The organism is Pseudoalteromonas sp. Z1A8, from assembly GCF_011378855.1.
Taxonomy (GTDB): domain Bacteria; phylum Pseudomonadota; class Gammaproteobacteria; order Enterobacterales; family Alteromonadaceae; genus Pseudoalteromonas.
The window spans coordinates 55,848-74,971 of the sequence record NZ_WTLB01000020.1; the positions used below are offsets into that span (position 1 = coordinate 55,848).

The 19,124-nt window shown below is 39.2% G+C and carries 16 protein-coding genes; 13 read left to right on the top strand and 3 right to left on the bottom strand.

What is annotated here, in order from left to right; genetic code table 11:
* The first annotated feature begins 142 nt into the window (after positions 1 to 142).
* Complete coding sequence (locus tag GQR55_RS09840) at positions 143 to 598, top strand: hypothetical protein (RefSeq protein WP_166420441.1); 456 nt, start codon at positions 143 to 145, stop codon at positions 596 to 598.
* A 181-nt stretch (positions 599 to 779) separates the two neighbouring features.
* Here the strand turns inward: GQR55_RS09840 and GQR55_RS09845 are convergent, their stop codons facing one another.
* Complete coding sequence (locus GQR55_RS09845; protein WP_166420442.1) at positions 780 to 1,286, bottom strand: ACT domain-containing protein; 507 nt, start codon at positions 1,284 to 1,286, stop codon at positions 780 to 782.
* Between the two features lie 381 nt (positions 1,287 to 1,667).
* Here GQR55_RS09845 and GQR55_RS09850 point away from each other — a divergent pair, with 381 nt between their 5' ends.
* The 7 genes from GQR55_RS09850 (at position 1,668) to GQR55_RS09880 (ending at position 10,316) form a co-directional block, all read left to right on the top strand.
* Positions 1,668 to 3,902, top strand: a complete 2,235-nt coding sequence (locus tag GQR55_RS09850; RefSeq protein WP_166420443.1) for an ABC transporter permease subunit — start codon at positions 1,668 to 1,670, stop codon at positions 3,900 to 3,902.
* A 15-nt stretch (positions 3,903 to 3,917) separates the two neighbouring features.
* Positions 3,918 to 5,567, top strand: coding sequence for a phosphate ABC transporter permease PstA (gene pstA / locus GQR55_RS09855; protein WP_166420444.1), 1,650 nt, complete (start codon positions 3,918 to 3,920; stop codon positions 5,565 to 5,567).
* A gap of 27 nt (positions 5,568 to 5,594) precedes the next feature.
* Positions 5,595 to 6,422: a phosphate ABC transporter ATP-binding protein PstB gene (pstB, locus tag GQR55_RS09860; protein ID WP_166420445.1), complete on the top strand. Its 828-nt coding sequence runs from the start codon at positions 5,595 to 5,597 to the stop codon at positions 6,420 to 6,422.
* A 46-nt stretch (positions 6,423 to 6,468) separates the two neighbouring features.
* Positions 6,469 to 7,170: a phosphate signaling complex protein PhoU gene (gene phoU, locus GQR55_RS09865; RefSeq protein ID WP_166420446.1), complete on the top strand. Its 702-nt coding sequence runs from the start codon at positions 6,469 to 6,471 to the stop codon at positions 7,168 to 7,170.
* 151 nt (positions 7,171 to 7,321) lie between these two features.
* Positions 7,322 to 7,999: a TIGR00153 family protein gene (locus tag GQR55_RS09870; RefSeq protein WP_166420447.1), complete on the top strand. Its 678-nt coding sequence runs from the start codon at positions 7,322 to 7,324 to the stop codon at positions 7,997 to 7,999.
* Between the two features lie 39 nt (positions 8,000 to 8,038).
* On the top strand, positions 8,039 to 9,307 hold the full coding sequence (locus GQR55_RS09875; RefSeq protein ID WP_166420448.1) for an inorganic phosphate transporter: 1,269 nt from the start codon (positions 8,039 to 8,041) through the stop codon (positions 9,305 to 9,307).
* Positions 9,308 to 9,389: 82 nt separating this feature from the next.
* Positions 9,390 to 10,316 carry a hydrogen peroxide-inducible genes activator gene (locus GQR55_RS09880; RefSeq protein WP_149593788.1) on the top strand — a complete coding sequence of 309 codons (927 nt, stop codon included), beginning with the start codon at positions 9,390 to 9,392 and terminating at the stop codon, positions 10,314 to 10,316.
* A gap of 30 nt (positions 10,317 to 10,346) precedes the next feature.
* Here GQR55_RS09880 and GQR55_RS09885 read toward each other — a convergent pair whose 3' ends face one another.
* Both GQR55_RS09885 and GQR55_RS09890 read right to left on the bottom strand, forming a co-directional pair.
* Positions 10,347 to 10,559 carry a hypothetical protein gene (locus tag GQR55_RS09885; RefSeq protein WP_166420449.1) on the bottom strand — a complete coding sequence of 71 codons (213 nt, stop codon included), beginning with the start codon at positions 10,557 to 10,559 and terminating at the stop codon, positions 10,347 to 10,349.
* 190 nt (positions 10,560 to 10,749) lie between these two features.
* Entirely contained in the window at positions 10,750 to 13,281 is a 2,532-nt protein-coding gene (locus GQR55_RS09890; RefSeq protein WP_166420450.1) for an EAL domain-containing protein, read from the bottom strand.
* A gap of 187 nt (positions 13,282 to 13,468) precedes the next feature.
* Between GQR55_RS09890 and queA the strand changes: the two genes are divergently transcribed.
* The 5 genes from queA (at position 13,469) to secF (ending at position 19,008) form a co-directional block, all read left to right on the top strand.
* Positions 13,469 to 14,500, top strand: coding sequence for a tRNA preQ1(34) S-adenosylmethionine ribosyltransferase-isomerase QueA (gene queA, locus GQR55_RS09895; RefSeq protein WP_166420451.1), 1,032 nt, complete (start codon positions 13,469 to 13,471; stop codon positions 14,498 to 14,500).
* Between the two features lie 182 nt (positions 14,501 to 14,682).
* Positions 14,683 to 15,810, top strand: coding sequence for a tRNA guanosine(34) transglycosylase Tgt (gene tgt, locus GQR55_RS09900; protein ID WP_166420452.1), 1,128 nt, complete (start codon positions 14,683 to 14,685; stop codon positions 15,808 to 15,810).
* 26 nt (positions 15,811 to 15,836) lie between these two features.
* A complete protein-coding gene (yajC, locus tag GQR55_RS09905; RefSeq protein WP_166420453.1) occupies positions 15,837 to 16,172 on the top strand; it encodes a preprotein translocase subunit YajC in 336 nt (111 codons plus the stop codon).
* Positions 16,173 to 16,191: 19 nt separating this feature from the next.
* Positions 16,192 to 18,051 (top strand): protein translocase subunit SecD, encoded by a 1,860-nt coding sequence (secD, locus tag GQR55_RS09910; protein WP_166420454.1) that lies wholly within the window; start codon positions 16,192 to 16,194, stop codon positions 18,049 to 18,051.
* A gap of 9 nt (positions 18,052 to 18,060) precedes the next feature.
* Positions 18,061 to 19,008 (top strand): protein translocase subunit SecF, encoded by a 948-nt coding sequence (gene secF, locus GQR55_RS09915; RefSeq protein WP_166420455.1) that lies wholly within the window; start codon positions 18,061 to 18,063, stop codon positions 19,006 to 19,008.
* The last annotated feature ends 116 nt before the right edge of the window (positions 19,009 to 19,124 follow it).

A 19,124-nucleotide genomic window follows, 5' to 3' on the forward strand; every position in this document is an offset into this window, starting at 1 on the left:
AATTACCTATAATTTGTAAGTTGTTCTATTAAATAGCTTGTTATTACTCATATTTAAATTAACCAACTGTTTTTAAATAGCTTTTTAATTGGCACGCTTTACGCAATGTATTATCTATACAGTCAACAAGTAAGGAATGCACATGCAAGTTAAAACAATTAAAGAGGTATACGATTGGACCGTTTTGTTTCATACGCAAATGGCGGCTAATTTTTATAGCGTAAAGGATTTACTCGATGAACATAACGCAATGCTGGTGGACTATTACCTAAATTACGAAAAAAAACTCGCTGAAGATTTAGTTGGCTTTAAAGCGATAACCGAAATAAATACGCTCGATACATACAGCTACGAATATTTTGCTAAAAATCCTGAGTTAATTACTTTTAAAGATATTAGCAAAGATCAAAAATTTGATGAGCAAGCTATTCAAGGTTACTTATCAGAGCAGCATCAAAAAGTAATTGAGTTATATGAATACTTACTTGAGCGAGCTGAAACCGAAAGTGGGCAAGAAAAGCTTCAACAAATACTAGAGCTTGAAAAGCAAGGCATTAAACAAATGATGCAAAGCACTAATCGACATATGGATATGTAGCTTTATAAAAGAGCGGGATTACTGAGTTTATCTTGCTCTTATTAGCTTTAAGGTCGTTATTTAAAATAGCTGATGCTTGCATCGGCTTATTTTATGTCTGCGTTAAATAATCTGCAGAGCATTTTGATAAAATTAGTTAGAATGAGATGCGTGTCAGCAGAGTGACACGCAAAAAGGGAGGTTAAACTTCTTCTGTATCTACAATCAAATCGCTTGTGATTGATTCCAGCGCTTCAATCACTTCATCTTTGTCTATGCCTTTTGGTAAAGTTACGGTCGCAACAGCGCTAAAAATAGGCACTCCCCAATTAGGCGCACTTTGCTGCCTTGAATTTAAATGAGTAATGTTAGCGCCTTTGTGGCGTATTACACTTGCCAGTTCTTGCACAATACCAGGACGGTCGTTGCCTGTTATTACTAAATTAATTTGCTCTAGTGTTGATGGTTCAACTTCAGTGTTTCCGGTTTCAATACGAACGTCTAACTTAGGTAACTTATTTAAAGCACTCTGTAATGATTGAAAATGCTCCTCAGCAACTTCAAGTTGAATAATACCTGCAAAATGACCTAATAAATGGCTCAAGTTACTGCTTAGCCAGTTACCATGATTTTGTAATACGACTGATGAGATGCTCTCTACTAAACCAGGGCGGTCTTGCCCTAAAATAGTTATAATCAACTGCTTCATAAATAATTCTCTTTTTAAGCCCAAAGAAAGTAAATGCATAGGCATTAAGTGTGTTGTTCAATCAAAATTGTGTGTTGTTGCACTCTTTATAAATCTTTGATTTTAAATTAATAAAAATGAATATAGTTGTGTTGACTATACGCAGTATTAATAGTAATTATTATTTACTAAGTACTCTTTTAGTATTGACCTCGATAAATACTTTGTCCAATTATTTTATGATTTAGTTCACTCATAAATCTTCAATTTGAAGCTTATTTAGACATTTTATCCGCTAGTTTTATTTAAAATCGTTTTAAAGTGCTTATTATTACTGCTGTAACATTACTGTCATCTTGATGAAATATAATTTATGCAACGTTAAGATTTAAGGGTGTTTTGATGACTTCAAATCCGAATAAACCGACTTTTAATACGGATCGAAGCCGTCTATTTAAAGATCGGTTTGCCAAATTTGGTATAACCGCAGGTGGGATAATGGTATTGGTAGCACTGCTACTGATATTCTTTTACCTTCTTTATGTAGTACAGCCAATTTTTGAATCAGCAAAAGTAGAAAAACGCGATAGCTTTCATGTCGCTAATTCACAGAAAATAGCAGGCTTAGGCGTAGAAGAGCAAACTGAAGTTGCTTATTTACTGAGTCAGCAAGGTCAAGTTGATTTTTACAGTGTTGAGTCAGGTAGTTTTGGTAAAAAACTCAAAACGCTTAATGCAGAGTTACCAAGTGATGCAACAAGCTTTGCGACTAGTGCGCCTTTTCAAGGGCATTATGCGTTTGGTTTAGAAGATGGCACCGTAATGGTTGTTGCACCTAAATTTTTGGTTACCTTTCCAAATAACGAGCGTAAATTAACACCTCGTTTAGGCTTTCCTCTTGGGGAAGCAGCTTTAGAAGTAGATGAGCAAGGCGCTGCCATTAAACGCTTTGCATTTAGTCACTATGAAGACAAAACAGCGGTTGTAGCACTTACAGAGGACAAGCGTGTTCTGTTTAGTAGTTTTGTTGCTGAAGAAAACATGTTTACCGGTGAAGTTGAATGGGTTATTGAACGTACCGAGCTTGATGTTGAAGGACGTGTCGACGAGCTATTAATGTCGCCAGATACAACACGCACTTTTGTACGTTCTGCCAATCAAGTTTACGTATACGATACGCGTGACCCAAGTGATGTAGAACAAATTCAGTTGCTTTCGGCTAACGAAGAAAATGCAAATATTGTATCTGCACAACTGCTAGCGGGCGCAAACTCACTCATGCTTGCTAATGATAACGGTGAGGTTTCGCAGTGGTTTGAAGTAAACACTGATACTGGCCGTGAATATCAAAAAATCCGTTCATTTGAAACAACTAAGCAAAGTAAATTAAATGTATTTACTGAGTTTTATCGCCGTACTTTTTTTACTACCAGCAGTAATGGTGAGCTAGGTGTGTATTACACAACCAGCGAAGCAAAGCTTTGGCAAGGTAGAGTAAGTGAAGGCGCTATAGAGAACTTTGCAATTGCACCGCGCTCAAACGCTGCACTTATACTTGCTGATAACAAATTAACGGTTCTTGAAATTCATAATGAGCATCCAGAAGTTACTTGGTCGGCACTTTGGCAAGAAGTATGGTACGAAGGTTACCCAGAGCCGGGTTATATTTGGCAGTCAACATCAGCTAGTGATGACTTTGAATCTAAATTTTCACTCGTGCCTATTTCGTTTGGTACGCTAAAAGCTGCGCTTTACGCGATGTTATTTGCGGTACCTATCGCGCTTTCAGCGGCTATTTATACGGCTTACTTTATGTCGAGCGAATTGCGTAAAGTGGTTAAACCTACCGTTGAAATAATGGAAGCATTACCAACGGTTATCTTAGGGTTTTTAGCGGGTCTTTGGTTAGCACCGTTAATAGAAGAGCATTTACCTGCCATTGTTGGATTGCTCGTACTATTACCGCTAAGTATGCTAGCGACTGGTTTCGCTTGGACTAAATTACCAGCAAAAATTCGCCACAGAATTCCTGAAGGTTCTCATTCCATTATCCTTATTCCGGTCGTTTTACTTATTGGTTGGTTTTCGTTTGCGATGAGCGGATTTGTTGAACTTTGGATGTTTGACGGCAATGTGCGTCAGTACTTAACAAATGAGCTGGGTATGACATTCGATCAACGTAATTCACTTGTTGTAGGTATTGCGATGGGTTTTGCGGTTATTCCTACCATATTCTCAATTGCAGAAGATGCTGTATTTAGTGTACCTAAACACTTATCAAATGGCTCATTAGCATTAGGTGCAACACAGTGGCAAACACTAATACGCGTTGTATTACTAACAGCAAGCCCAGGTATTTTCTCAGCAGTAATGATGGGACTTGGGCGCGCCGTTGGCGAAACCATGATTGTACTTATGGCCACGGGTAATACACCGATTATGGATTGGAGTATTTTCCAGGGCATGCGTACGCTTGCGGCAAATATTGCAGTTGAAATGCCAGAGTCTGAAGTAGGCAGTTCGCACTACAGAATATTGTTCTTAGCAGCCTTTGTACTATTCATATTCACATTCATTTTTAACACAGTCGCTGAGTTTGTTCGCCAGCAACTGCGTGAAAAATACAGCTCGATGTAAGCGGAGAGACACGACATGGTAAAGCAGTGGTTTAAGTCTGGTTCTCCTTGGATTTGGATGACCGGTGGTGCAGTGAGCATCAGTTTGATTTCAGTTTTAGGCTTATTAGCAATGATAGCCTGGAAGGGATTAAGTTTTTTTTGGCCTTCAGAAGTTGTGCAGTTTGAACTTGAAGGGTCAATTGCAAAGCAAACCGTTATTGGTGAAGTTTACGACCGTGAATTAGTGCCAAAATCGCGTTTAGCGGCAACAGGTATTGACGTTAGCGGGTTTGAAAAAGAAGAAATAGAGCGTTTACTTATTAAAACAGGTAACCGTGAGTACGTAGATTTAGATTTTCGTTGGATATTAGAAACCGACATTAAAAATAAAACAGCACCAGCGGCGCTTGCTGTGTTTGAGCGTAGTAAAAACGGTAACTTTTATGGTTATGTTGAAAATGTTATTAAAGACGGTCAACCGGTTAGTGGCGATAAAATAGAAGCGCTACATGAGCTTGTAGAGCGTGCTGTTGATTTGAACGACGAAGCACTTGATTTGCAAAATGGTGACATTGGGCATATTAACTACGCACTTGAACGCCTTCGTTTAAAAGAAAAGGGCTACTTACTCGATAACGCACTTACTGATGAGCGTGTTGCTGAACTAGCTCAAGAGCGTGCTGAATTACGTGCAGAATATGGTGTACTTGAAAAAGATTTATTTGCACTACGCAAACAAGCTAAGCGTGACCATGTAACTGTAAAAGATATGCGCGGCGAAATTGTAACGATTCCAATGTACCAAGTCCTTGATGTTTGGTTTCCAAACGACATGGGCTTTTTTGCAAAACTAGGTCATTACTTTGTGCAGCTAGGTAAGTTTGTATCTGATGACCCACGAGAAGCAAATACAGAGGGCGGTGTTTTCCCCGCTATATTTGGTACTGTATTTATGGTTATGTTGATGGCTGTAATAGTAACGCCGTTTGGTGTGGTTGCAGCAATTTACTTACACGAATATGCCGCTAAAAATGCAGTGACTAAAATGATTCGTATCGCGGTGATTAACTTGGCCGGTGTTCCATCAATTGTATACGGTGTATTTGGCCTCGGCTTTTTTGTATACATGCTAGGTGGCAGCTTAGACCAATTATTTTATCCTGAATCGTCGCCAACGCCAGTATTTGGTACGCCTGGTGTTATGTGGTCAGCGTTAACGCTCGCTATACTTACTCTGCCAGTTGTTATTGTATCGACTGAAGAAGGTTTATCTCGTATTCCAAGTACGGTTCGTGATGGTTCGCTAGCGCTTGGCGCAACAAAGGTTGAAACGTTATGGCGTATCATTATTCCAATGGCAAGCCCTGCAATTATGACAGGCTTAATACTGGCAGTTGCGCGTGCTGCAGGTGAAGTTGCACCATTAATGTTAGTGGGTGTTGTAAAAATGGCGCCTACATTACCACTTGATGGCAACTTCCCGTATTTTCACTTAGATAGAAAGTTTATGCACTTAGGATTTCATATATACGATGTTGGCTTCCAAAGCCCTAATGTTGAAGCGGCACGCCCGCTGGTATACGCAACGGCCTTTTTATTGGTATCGGTGATTATTACCTTAAACATAACGGCCATTGGTATACGTAACCATTTACGTGAAAAATTCAGATCGCTTGAACACTAATTAGTAAAGATTTTATAGGTAATAAAAATGATTACAGTCGCTCCACGAGTAAACCAAGCTAATATAGGCCAGAAGTTAGACCTAGAAAACTTAACTGATGACCAAAAAGCGCTAGAGATTAAAGACCTCGATCTTTACTACGGTGATAAGCAAGCGCTTAATAAAGTAAATATGAACATTCCTAAAGGCCAAGTAACTGCGTTTATTGGACCATCGGGTTGTGGTAAATCAACATTACTGCGTTGTATTAATCGCATGAATGATTTGGTTGATATTTGTCGTATTGAAGGTGAAATATTACTTCACGGTCAAAATATTTACGATAAGAGCGTAGATGTCGCTGCACTTCGTCGTAATGTGGGTATGGTGTTTCAGCGTCCTAACCCATTTCCTAAATCAATTTATGAAAATGTAGTTTACGGCCTGCGTTTACAAGGCATTAAAGAGAAACGTAAATTAGACGAAGTGGTAGAACAATCACTTCGTGGTGCTGCTTTGTGGGATGAAGTAAAAGATAGATTACACGATAGCGCATTTGGTCTATCGGGTGGTCAGCAACAGCGTTTAGTAATTGCTCGTTCAATTGCAATTGAACCAGAAGTGCTTTTACTTGATGAACCTACATCGGCACTCGACCCTATTTCTACTTTGGTAATCGAAGAGCTAATAAACGATTTAAAAAACAAATTTACCGTTGTTATTGTTACACATAACATGCAACAAGCAGCGCGTGTATCTGATCAAACAGCCTTTATGTACATGGGCGAGTTGATTGAATACTCAGATACAAATACCTTATTTACTACACCAAAAAAGAAAAAGACCGAAGACTACATTACCGGTCGTTACGGTTAATTAGCCCGTTATAGCGTGTTGTACAAGATTAAGAGAGAAGGTAACTATGGAACATAATATAAATAAGCATATTTCTGGGCGCTTTAACCAAGAACTAGAAAATGTACGTAATCATGTATTAAGCATGGGTGGATTAGTTGAGCAGCAATTAAATAGTGCGCTTGATGCGGTGAGTCGTAATGATGCTGAGCTTGCTCAAAAAGTACGTCAGAACGATTACAAAGTAAATGCGATGGAAGTCAGCATTGATGAAGAATGTACGCGTATCATTGCTCGTCGTCAGCCTGCAGCAAGTGATTTACGTTTGGTGATTGCAATTGCTAAAACAATCGCCGATTTAGAGCGTATTGGCGATGAAGCAAAGCGAATTGCCAAAGTTGCACTAGACTCATTTACTAAGGATCAACAAGACCTATTAGTAAATATTGAGAATATGGGCCGCCAAGTTTTAAAAATGTTACACGACGTACTCGACGCATTTGCACGTATGGATGTGCAGCGCGCATTTCAAGTACACAAAGAAGATGCAAAAGTTGACCGTGAATATGAAGCCATCACACGTCAAATAATGACCTATATGATGGAAGATCCGCGCTCAATCCCGAAAATTATGGACCTAGTTTGGTCTGTTCGCTCATTAGAGCGTATAGGAGATCGCTGTCAGAATATTGCTGAATACATTATTTATTTTGTGAATGGCAAAGATATTCGTCATACATCTCAAGAAGATATAGAAAAATCGCTATAATTTTTCACCTGTTTTTATTTTTTTATTAAAGCGGCTTAATGCCGCTTTGTGTATTGCAAGCTTGAGTGAAGTAATAAAAAGCGTTCACAATCTTGGTTAATACTGTAAAATTCATGCTGCAAAGCATATCAATTTGATTAAAGGGTCAGTTATGCCTACAAACGCGTTTTTAGGAGTATTTGCAAAATCTCCTATCAAACCAATGGAAGAACACATCAAGAAGGTTCATCAAGCAAGTAAAGCCTTGATACCTTTTTTTAATCACGTATTTAAAGAAGAGTGGGTACAAGCAGAAGAGCTTCGCATCACTATTCGCAATTTAGAACGTGAAGCTGATGATATGAAAAGAGATATACGTTTACAATTACCACGTGGTTTATTCATGCCGGTAGAGCGTACAGATCTTCTCGAATTAGTAACCCAACAAGATAAGATTGCCAATAAAGCAAAAGATATTGCAGGACGAGTGATTGGTCGTGAAATGACCATACCAAAAGTTATGCAAACTGACTTTCTAGCTTATTTAACGCGTTGTGTAGATGCAACTAAACAAGCATCTAAAGCAATTAACGAGTTAGAAGAATTGCTAGAAACAGGTTTTAAAGGTCGTGAAGTGACCTTAGTTGAAAAAATGCTAGTTGAATTGGATGCGATAGAACAAGACACGGATGAAATGCAGATAAAAGTACGCCGCCAGCTACGTGCAGTAGAGGGTGAGTTAAATCCAATTGATGTGATGTTTTTATACAAAATCATTGAATGGGTTGGCGAGCTTGCAGATATTGCAGAGCGCGTAGGATCACGTCTTGAGCTGATGTTAGCTCGTTAATTTAAAATCAGTTCAAACACGAAAGATTAAGGTTTTACAATGGATATCATTGCATCTTACGGCACGGTATTAATTTTAATTGCCGCAGCAGTCGGCTTTTTTATGGCTTATGGTATTGGCGCGAACGACGTAGCGAACGCCATGGGCACATCTGTAGGTTCAAAAGCACTTACAATCAAACAAGCTATTTTTATAGCGATGATTTTTGAATTTGCAGGCGCTTACTTAGCAGGTGGTGAGGTTACATCAACAATTCGTAAAGGAATTATTGATGCGGCACCATTTGCAGACATTCCGGAGCTTATGGTTCTGGGTATGATTTCGTCTTTATTTGCAGCGGGTGCTTGGTTATTAATGGCCTCGTTCTTAGGTTGGCCAGTATCAACGACTCACTCAATCATTGGCGCAATCATTGGTTTTGCGTTAGTTGCAGTAGGTACTGAGGCGATTCAATGGGATAAAGTAGGTGGTATTGTTGGTAGTTGGATTATAACGCCCGCCATATCAGGCTTTATTGCATACTTAATATTTATGAGTGCACAAAAACTCATTTTCAATACCGATGCACCACTAAAAAATGCTAAACGCTATGTACCACTTTATATGGGTTTAGCAGGTTTTATAATGGCCTTGGTTACAATTAAAAAAGGCTTAAAGCATGTTGGTGTTGATTTAGGTGCAGCCGAAGGGTATGCCCTTGCAATCGCAGTTGCAGTAGTTGTTGGTGTAATTGGTAAAATTGCTATTTCGCGCTTAAAAATTGATCCTAAAGCTGATAAAAAAATGCAGTTCAACAATGTTGAAAAAGTATTTGCAGTATTAATGGTATTAACAGCATGTTGTATGGCTTTTGCACATGGTTCTAACGACGTTGCTAATGCAATTGGTCCACTAGCTGCTGTTGTAAACATTGTTGAAAATAACGGTGAAATTGCTAAGAAAGCCGCTATTGCTTGGTGGATTCTACCTTTAGGTGGTTTTGGTATTGTTGCGGGTCTTGCTATTTTAGGCAAAAAAGTAATTAAAACGATTGGTGAAGGTATTACACATTTAACGCCTAGCCGTGGTTTTGCTGCTGAACTAGCTGCTGCTTCTACCGTTGTTATTGCCTCAGGTACTGGTATGCCAATCTCTACTACTCAAACCTTAGTAGGTGCGGTATTAGGTGTAGGTATGGCACGTGGAATTGGCGCGCTTAACATGGGTGTTATCAGAAACATCGTAGTTTCTTGGGTAATTACATTGCCAGTTGGCGCTGCCCTTGCTATTGTTATTTTCTACGTACTAAGAACCGCATTTGGGGTTTAATAAAAAAGTACTAAAAGACTTTTAGCTTGAAAAGATCTCAATGCCCTAGGTGTTGGGGTCTTTTTATTTGTGGAAAGAAAAAATGACCAATCTTCCAAGTATTAAACAGCTACAGTATTTATTAGCTGTTCATCAACATCAGCATTTTGGTAGAGCCGCTAGTGCCTGCTTTATTGGACAATCTACTCTAAGTAGTGCAATTCAAAACCTTGAAGAAACGTTGGGTTGTCAGCTTATCGAGCGCGAAAATCGCAGCCTTATGTTTACCAGCATTGGTGAAGAAGTTGTTGAGCGTTCTCGTAAAATAATTAACGATACAATTAGTTTAAAAGAGCTCACTAAAAGCTTTTTAACACCGCTAAATGGTAAGTTAACCGTCGGTGTTATACCTACAATCGCAAGCTTTATTGCTGCACCGCTTTATCATTTTTGCAAAGAAACCTTTTGTGATTTAGAGCTGGTACTAATAGAGGATACGAGTGATAAGCTGCTTGATAAACTTGAGCATGGTCATATTGATTTAGCGTTACTTGCACTGCCATACGAAACAGATAAATTTCATACACAAGTATTGGCAAAAGATCAGTTTAGTTTAGTGCACCACAAAGACTACAGCGCTGCCAAGGGCGTAGTAGACTTTAATTTGTTGCCAGAGGCTAGCGTATTTTTACTCGAGCGTGAGCACTGTATGACAGGCCATGCGCTCAGTGCATGTCATTTAAACCGTGCGAGTTGTATTAACCCATTTGAAGCAGCAAGCTTGCATACTTTATTAAGTATGGTTGAGCATCAACTTGGGGTGACTTTTTTACCACAAATGGCGATTAACGCCGGTATTTTAGATAATAAAAATATGGTGGCCACACCATCACAAAGTGATGCATATAGAGATATTGGCATATTGTGGCGTAAAACTACGGGGCGTATCCGCGACTTTAGGTTATTTAGTCAACAGCTTGAGGTGTTTTTAAAGCGGCAATGTAGTTTAGATTTTTCTAAAGCAGAATAATACGTGAACTAATAAGTTAGTAAAAGCAGCCTATAAAGGCTGCTTTTGATTTTGAAGATGGCTTTCAAAAGGCTCAAGTTCGGGTAAAAATAGTAAATAAATCCACACCACCAAATTAAAATAAGGCACGCAGCCTAATACAGTAAAAACTTTAACTGGGTAGCCTTTAATATTCGCGTAGCGATAACACTGATACGCAATTGCAAAATGTATAATCAGTAACAATATAACTAGTTGTGTCATACCTTTCTCCTTAAAAGCTTAAATAGCTTTGAAACCCACTATAAATATCAGTACTACATCGACAAAAGGTAATGTCATGTTTTTAAAGTGAAATGTATTAAAAGGCACGACATTTTTATTTGATACTGAAAGTATAGGCAAGAAAGGTAATATTGGTAGTAATAAAATGATTAAAATTGTTCAATTTTGTTTATTTTGAGCTAGCTTGTTGTTGGTAAAACGTTTTATTTTTTGAAATTTTTTCAAGCTCATCTTTTACTTTTTCAACCGGTATTGGGCGTGCAATAAAATAGCCTTGCCCATAATCAACACCAATTTCTTTTAGAGCAAAAAATATCTCTTCGTTTTCAACGTACTCAGCTACAGAGCGCTTATCGAGTGATCTACTAATATCATTTATGGCTTTTACTAACGCTAAGTCTATAGGGTCATTAAGCATGTCACTTACAAATGAGCCATCAATTTTTACATGTTGTGCTGGTAGCTGTTTTAAATAGTTAAACGTACTAAAGCCTGTTCCAAAATCATCAATAGAAAAATGACAGCCTAGACTATTAAGCTTCTCGATCATTTTACGAGTCGCTTTTAAATTGTTAATACTTGCAGATTCAGTTATTTCAAAAATTATCCGTGAAGCGGGCACGTTATACTTTTCAAGATTAGACTCAATTAAAGGCAGTAAGCGCTCATCTAAAAATGATTGTGCAGACAAATTAATAGCAACTTGATTTAACTCAGGGTGCTTAGACACACAAGCAACGGCATTACGTATAACGCATTGATCCATCAAAAATGTATCGTTGAGCATTTCTAAAGAGGGAATAAATTGATTTGGGTATACAAGTTCACCTTTGAGTTTTAAGCGTAAGAGCGCTTCAAAGTAAGCAACTTTACACTCTTTAAAATCCCAAATAGGTTGGTAATGCAGCTCAATATTATCTTGCTGCAAGGCTTGTCGAATTTCGTGACCCCATTCAAGCCCTGTTTGAAGCGTATTGTTTTGAGCATCTTCTTTTGAGTAGCAGTGTACTAAGTTACGGCCTAGGTTTTTAGCAATATACAAAGCAATATCGGCTTGTTTTAAGCACTCATTAGGGTCATTGTTTTGTGTTGTAATTTGAGTTAAACCAATAGAGCAGCTAATTGTGTATATTTGATCTTCTGATTTAAAAGCATGTTTCTCTATAGCACTACACACACCTTCTGCAATAAGGTGTGCATCCAGTAAATTCATGTCAGTGAGTATTACTGCAAACTCATCGCCGCCTATTCTGCAAACTAGATGATCGTCACCAATATTTGCTTTAAATAATTTTGCCACTTCTTTTAATACTATATCGCCTTGGTGATGACCTTTGCTGTCGTTTATTATTTTAAAGTGATCGAGGTCGATATAAATAACAGCATGTTCGATACCATCATACGTGTATTTATCTTGGCATATTTTATTAAGCTGTTGGTCAAAGTAATAACGGTTGTGTAAACCTGTTAAGGGATCATGATGTGCTAAATGACGTAGTTGAAGTTCTGCTTGCTTTCGTTCGTGTATATTGTCGATAGTGGCGGTTATGGTCGCGTTATTACGGCTATTTTTTATTAGCTGTAATCTGCATTCGACCCAAATTAAGTTGCCATTTTTATGGGTCAGCTTTACTTCTATTTGTTGTTGCTGCTCGCCACCATGTAAAATGTCGTTAATGGTATAGTTTAGTCTTCCTTTATCTTCATTATTACAATAAGCGCTTAATGAGGTTTGTAGTGATGATTTAACCCCAAAGCCACTTAAAGTTTCCCATGCCGGGTTAATAAAACGAATATTACCTTGTTGATCAAGCTCTAAAACAACTGTATTTAGATGTAATAAAATACGCTGATGAGCTGAAAATAGCTCTTTATAGCGTACTTCACTGACGCTTAGCTGCTCTACCTTGTATGCAAATTCAGCGTAACTCACCATAAAGTCTTCACGTCGTGCAGCGTGGTCACACACTTTATTTAAAAATGAAGGGTCGTATGGGGCTCTAATAAAATCGGTAACACCAGAAAGCAAAAGCTGCTCAGCGTAATCAGCATCATCACTTTCTATAATTGTAACAATAGCTTGTTTAGAATTATGCTGGAGAATTTCTTCAACGAGTACACTCGAGCTCTCTGCACTTGATGTCGTGGCATCGAGTAGCACAATTGAAAACTGCTGTTGGTTATAAGCGTTAAGTGCCGCTTTAGCTGAAGTTACGTGAGTAATAGCAAAGTTTAACTTTAACTGTTCACTAATTCTATCGGCCGTATTTTGAGCTGGCTCTAATAGTAATAAATTTAGTCGGCTGCTTTTTTCTAGGTGAGTAGATAAAACATTCGCAAGTACTTGAGGGAGCATGTCTTTATGCTCAAACGGCAATACAGCATCTATCCCATAGCTTCGGGCTGTTGTTTCGGCAATACGCTCACAGTAAATTGGCGGAATAAGTAAAATAGGAGTATTTTTCGGTGTTTTTAATAATCCTGAGCGGATCATCCTCGAAAAGCGCCAGCCGTCAATTTTTCCAACATTAATGCCCGTTATTATAATATCAACAGGATGTTGTTTTAAAAGCTTTAAAGCTTGTTGGCTACCTTGCGCATCAATAAAGGTAAATACATTTAAGCTATCTAAAGTGGCCTTAATCGCGCGACGTTCAGCACTACTTGCGTTTAATATTAGCAATTTAAGCTGGTTTGGCACGTGTTGAACACCCCTAATGAAACTTATAATAATTCAGCCGAACAAGAATAATGATATTTAACCATAAGAACAAGAAAATTTAATGATAAACACGCAAACAAGATATTATAAGTTTGGCTGAATTCTTGAGCTTAATACCCGATACATATACACTTGGCGCGATTTTAAATGATGTGGATTACTAATTATGCGCGTGGCTGACTTTAGCTTTGACTTACCTGATGAATTAATAGCTCGTTTTCCTAAAGCGGATAGAACCAGCAGCCGTTTACTTACTTTAGACGGCCCTAGTGGCAACATTGAACATAAAGTGTTTAGTGACGTGCTTGATTTAGTTAATGAAGGCGACTTACTCGTATTTAACAATACCCGAGTGATCCCAGCACGTATGTTTGGTCAAAAAGCCTCTGGCGGCAAAGTTGAAGTGCTTGTAGAGCGAGTGCTTGATGAACATCGAGTGCTAGCACATGTTCGCGCGAGTAAATCACTCAAGGTTGGTAACGAAGTTATTCTTGAAGGCAAAGCCAAGGCAATAATGGTTGCGCGCCATGATACCTTATTTGAGCTTGAATTTGATCATAGCCAAAACGTGCTAGATATACTTAATGATATTGGCCACATGCCACTGCCTCCTTATATTGACCGACCAGATACCGAAGCTGACCGTGAGCGTTATCAAACTGTTTATGGCGAAAAGCCAGGTGCAGTTGCTGCGCCAACAGCGGGCTTACATTTTGACGATAAGCTAATGAATGCACTGAAAGAAAAAGGTGTAAACATGGCTTTTGTTACGTTGCACGTTGGTGCAGGTACTTTTCAGCCAGTACGAGTAGATAGTGTTGATGAGCATGTAATGCACTCAGAGTACATAGAAGTACCCGATGATGTAGTTGCTGCCGTTGCACAAACCAAAGCAAATGGCGGGCGAGTAATTGCGGTTGGTACAACTTCAGTACGTTCATTAGAGTCGGCAGCTAAAGTTCACGGCGGCAAATTAGATACGTATTTTGGTGATACCGATATATTTATTTTTCCGGGTTACCAATTTAATGTTGTTGATGCCATGGTCACTAATTTTCACTTACCAGAGTCAACGCTTATAATGTTAGTCAGCGCTTTTAGCGGACAAGACAATATTATGGGTGCATACAATACGGCAATTGAACAAAAGTACCGATTTTTTAGTTACGGTGATGCGATGTTTTTAACACGCAAGTAACCGTTTATTATTTAATACTCAGTAAATAATACAGAAAATCCCAGCGACAAAGCTGGGATTTTTGTTTACGTAATAAGCAAAACTGAATTCATCGCAGCTAATAGTATTAATGAGGTAAAAAGGGTAGAATCGAGCGGTTAAATTATAGCTTGTTGGACTGTTTTTCTGACATTGAGGATGATATGAAATTTGAATTAGATTGTACTGACGGAAAAGCGCGCCGCGGCCGCTTGATTTTTGACCGTGGTGTAATAGAAACTCCAGCATTTATGCCTGTTGGTACTTACGGTACTGTAAAAGGTATGACGCCAGATGAAGTAAAAGCCACTGGTGCGCAAATATGTTTAGGTAATACCTTTCATTTAATGCTTCGCCCAGGTACTGAAATCATTAAGCAACATGGTGATTTACATGACTTTATGAATTGGGATTTCCCAATTTTAACTGACTCAGGCGGTTTCCAAGTATTTAGCTTAGGCGCAATGCGTAAAATCACTGAAGAAGGCGTGTTATTCCAATCTCCGGTAAATGGTGATGAAATTATGATGTCGCCTGAAAAGTCGATGGAAGTACAACGCGACTTAGGCTCAGACATCGTTATGATTTTTGACGAGTGTACGCCATATCCAGCAACTGAAAAAGAAGCTAAAGATTCTATGGAGTTATCTCTTCGTTGGGCTAAACGCTCAAAAGAAGGGCATGGCGACAATCCATCTGCTTTGTTTGGTATTATTCAAGGTGGTATGTACCCAGAATTACGTGCACAATCACAAGCAGGCTTAGAAGAAATTGGTTTTGATGGTTATGCGTTAGGTGGCCTATCAGTAGGTGAGCCTAAAAACGAAATGATGAATATTCTTGATCATTGCGCGTTTAAAATGCCAGAAGATAAACCACGTTACCTTATGGGTGTAGGCAAGCCAGAGGATTTAGTTGAGTCTGTTCGCCGTGGTATTGATATGTTTGACTGTGTTATGCCAACACGTAATGCGCGTAACGGCCATTTATTTATTACCACGGGTGTAGTTAAAATACGTAACGCAGTACATAAAACAGACACAGGGCCACTTGATCCTGAGTGTGATTGCCATACGTGTGGGAACTATTCACGAGCTTATTTGCATCACCTTGATAAATGTAACGAAATTTTAGGTGCGCGACTAAACACAATTCATAATTTACGTTACTATCAACGTGTTATGGAAGGTTTGCGCAATGCAATTAGCGAAGGTAAATTAGAAGAATTCGTAAAAGATTTTTATGCTCGCCGAGGCCAAGATGTGCCAGAGCTAGCAGATATAAAAAATTAAACTTTAAAAATTAAAGAGGAAGTATCATGAGTTTATTTATTTCAAACGCACAAGCAAGTACAGGCGCAGCGGCAGGCGGCGGCACTATGCAAATGCTAATTATGTTAGCTATTTTTGGTTTAGTTTTTTACTTTTTGATTTATCGCCCACAAGCTAAGCGCGTTAAAGAGCACAAAAGCTTAATGAGTATGATGGCTAAAGGCGATGAAGTACTTACCCAAGGCGGTTTAGTGGGTAAAATTGTGAAAATTTCTGAAGAGAAAGATTTCATCGTTATCTCTTTAAACGAGCAAGCAGAAGTAACAGTACAAAAATCTGCAGTATCTGCAGTATTGCCAAAAGGCACAATGAAGTCGCTATAAAAATAATAAGGACGACCCCGTGTTAAACAAGTTTCCAGTTTGGAAGTATTTACTTGTTTTAGCTGTGGTAGCCATTGGCCTTTTATATGCCTCTCCAAACTTGTATGGTCGTGATCCGGCTATACAAGTTTCAGGTGCTAAAGGCGCTGATGTAGATCTCAGTGTTGTAGACAAAGTAAACGCAATCCTTGAAAAAAATAATGTAACCGCTAAATCGACAATACTTGAAGATGGGCAAATTTTAGTTCGTTTAAAAAATGTTGAAGAACAGCTTAAAGCGCATGATTTACTGCGTGATTCGCTTAACGACGATTACATTTCTGCCATTAATATGGCACCAGCTCAACCAGCTTGGTTAAAAGCGGTTGGTGGTAATCCTATGAAGCTAGGTCTTGATTTAAGTGGTGGCGTACATTTCACCATGGAAATCGACATGGCAACAGCGGTAGATAACCAGCTTGAGCAAATGGAACAAGATTTCAGAAGCGATTTACGCGAAGAAAAACTACGCTACCGTAGTGTTCGCCGCGTAGCTGGCTCCGATCGTATGCGTGTAGAAATGCGTACAGAGGCAGATAAAGATGCTGCAGAGAGCTTCTTAGAAACTCGCTACCCGCTGAATGTCTATATTGATGACAGCAGTAACGATAAAGCATTTTTTGCGACAATGAGTGAGCAAAAACTCAAAGGAATTCGTGACTATGCTATCAAGCAAAATGAAACGATTATTCGTAACCGTATCAACCAAATTGGTGTTGCAGAACCTAACGTACAACGCCAAGGCGCTGAGCGTATTATTGTTCAACTACCAGGTATTCAAGACACAGCTCGCGCTAAAGAGATTTTAGGCGCTACAGCAACACTTGAATTTCGTGAAGTAGACGAAAATGCTGATGCAAGTGCTGCTGCTCAAGGTCGTATCCCAGCGGGTACTGAAATGATCATGAGCCGCGACGGTTACCCTGTTGTACTTAAAAAACGCATCATCCTAGAAGGCAGCCATATTACTGGCGCGCAATCTGGTGCAGATGAATACCAACGCCCGCAAGTAAGTATTACGCTTGATAGCAAAGGTGGGGCAAAAATGAATGCCTTTACCAAACGTGCTATTGGCAAACGTATGGCAACGGTATTTATTGAGTACAAGCCATCAGGTAAAAAAGATGCAGACGGTAAAGCGCTTCCACCAATTAAGGTAGAAGAAGTAATTAACGTAGCAACGATTCAAGCACGTCTTGATCGCTCGTTCCGTATTACCGGCATCGACAACCCAGCTGAAGCACATAATTTAAGCTTACTTCTTCGTGCAGGTGCGCTAGTAGCGCCAATTCAAATTGTTGAAGAACGCACAGTAGGTCCAAGCTTAGGCCAAGAAAACATTGAAGCGGGTATGACAGCGGTTGCACTTGGTTTTGCGTTTGTACTTGTGTTTATGCTTGTGTACTACAAAGGCTTTGGTATGGTTGCAAACCTTGCGCTTGCGGCTAACTTAGTACTAATTGTAGGTGTTATGTCTTTAATTCCAGGCGCTACACTTACTCTGCCAGGTATTGCCGGTATTGTATTAACGGTAGGTATGGCAGTTGATGCTAACGTACTTATTTTTGAGCGTATCCGTGAAGAGCTGGCCGATGGCCGTAGCCCTCAACAAGCCATTCACTTTGGTTACGATAGCGCATTTAGCACCATATTTGATGCCAACATCACCACGCTAATTGCTGCCATTATACTGTTTGCAGTAGGTACCGGCCCAATAGCTGGCTTTGCAGTAACACTTGCGATTGGTATTTTAACTTCAATGTTTACAGCCATTGTTGGTACCCGTGCGGTAATCAACTTGTTCGTTGGTGGTAAACGTATTGATAAACTTTCGATTTAAGGAGCTGACATGCAAATTTTAAGTTTGGGTAGTAGAACCCTTCGTTTCATGTCTCTTCGCAAAGTGGCTATGGGTTTTTCGACGTTATTAATTTTAGCGTCGTTTGCATCAGTTTTCGTTAAAGGTCTAAATTTTGGTTTAGACTTTACCGGCGGTACTGCGGTAGAAGTTGGTTTTTCACAGCCAGCAGACCTTAAAAAAGTACGTGCTGCGCTAGCTGATAATGGTTTTGCTGATGCATCGGTACAATTATTTGGTTCTAGCCAAGAGATTTTAGTTCGTTTAGCACCACGCGGTAGTGATGTTAAAGCTGAAGTGATTGGTAACCAAGTAATTGATGCGCTTAAAAAAGCAGACGACAGCGTAGTAATGCGTCGTATTGAGTTTGTAGGCCCAAGTGTAGGTGAAGACTTAAAAGAGCAGGGTGGCCTTGCCATGTTAACTGCACTTATTTGTATCTTAATCTACGTTGCGTTTCGTTTTGAATGGCGTTTTGCTGTGGGCGCGGTAGGTGCATTAATACACGACGTTATTATTACTGTGGGCTTGTTTTCGGTATTAGGTTTGGAGTTTGATTTAACAATATTAGCGGCAATTCTTGCGGTAATAGGTTACTCGCTCAACGATACGATTGTTGTATCTGACCGTATTCGTGAAAACTTCCGTAAAGTACGCATTGACGACACTATCGAAATAATCGATATTTCACTTACGCAAACACTTAACCGTACACTTGTAACCTCAATCACCACTATTTTAGTATTGATTGCTTTGTTTGCATGGGGCGGACAAACTATTCATGGCTTTGCAACTGCATTGTTATTTGGTGTGTTTATTGGTACTTATTCTTCAATTTATGTTGCCAGCTCTGTTGCCATAGCAATGGGCGTAAGCAAAGAAGATTTAATACCAGAAGTAATAGAAAAAGAAGGTGCAGACCAAGACGCTATGCCGTAATTGGGTTTGTACTTAATAAAAACCGCTCTTATGAGCTAACACCGATCAGTTAAGGTATTTTTGATCGGTTGACCGATCTTTTGGTTGCTTCACAATACCCTTATCATCTTTTGATT

What these genes read in the sequence shown, in the direction of transcription:
- GQR55_RS09840 (WP_166420441.1), top strand. Translation starts at nt 143, where the DNA reads ATGCAAGTTAAAACAATTAAAGAGGTATACGATTGGACCGTTTTGTTT.
- GQR55_RS09845 (WP_166420442.1), bottom strand. Translation starts at nt 1,286, where the DNA reads ATGAAGCAGTTGATTATAACTATTTTAGGGCAAGACCGCCCTGGTTTA.
- GQR55_RS09850 (WP_166420443.1), top strand. Translation starts at nt 1,668, where the DNA reads ATGACTTCAAATCCGAATAAACCGACTTTTAATACGGATCGAAGCCGT.
- pstA (WP_166420444.1), top strand. Translation starts at nt 3,918, where the DNA reads ATGGTAAAGCAGTGGTTTAAGTCTGGTTCTCCTTGGATTTGGATGACC.
- pstB (WP_166420445.1), top strand. Translation starts at nt 5,595, where the DNA reads ATGATTACAGTCGCTCCACGAGTAAACCAAGCTAATATAGGCCAGAAG.
- phoU (WP_166420446.1), top strand. Translation starts at nt 6,469, where the DNA reads ATGGAACATAATATAAATAAGCATATTTCTGGGCGCTTTAACCAAGAA.
- GQR55_RS09870 (WP_166420447.1), top strand. Translation starts at nt 7,322, where the DNA reads ATGCCTACAAACGCGTTTTTAGGAGTATTTGCAAAATCTCCTATCAAA.
- GQR55_RS09875 (WP_166420448.1), top strand. Translation starts at nt 8,039, where the DNA reads ATGGATATCATTGCATCTTACGGCACGGTATTAATTTTAATTGCCGCA.
- GQR55_RS09880 (WP_149593788.1), top strand. Translation starts at nt 9,390, where the DNA reads ATGACCAATCTTCCAAGTATTAAACAGCTACAGTATTTATTAGCTGTT.
- GQR55_RS09885 (WP_166420449.1), bottom strand. Translation starts at nt 10,559, where the DNA reads ATGACACAACTAGTTATATTGTTACTGATTATACATTTTGCAATTGCG.
- queA (WP_166420451.1), top strand. Translation starts at nt 13,469, where the DNA reads ATGCGCGTGGCTGACTTTAGCTTTGACTTACCTGATGAATTAATAGCT.
- tgt (WP_166420452.1), top strand. Translation starts at nt 14,683, where the DNA reads ATGAAATTTGAATTAGATTGTACTGACGGAAAAGCGCGCCGCGGCCGC.
- yajC (WP_166420453.1), top strand. Translation starts at nt 15,837, where the DNA reads ATGAGTTTATTTATTTCAAACGCACAAGCAAGTACAGGCGCAGCGGCA.
- secF (WP_166420455.1), top strand. Translation starts at nt 18,061, where the DNA reads ATGCAAATTTTAAGTTTGGGTAGTAGAACCCTTCGTTTCATGTCTCTT.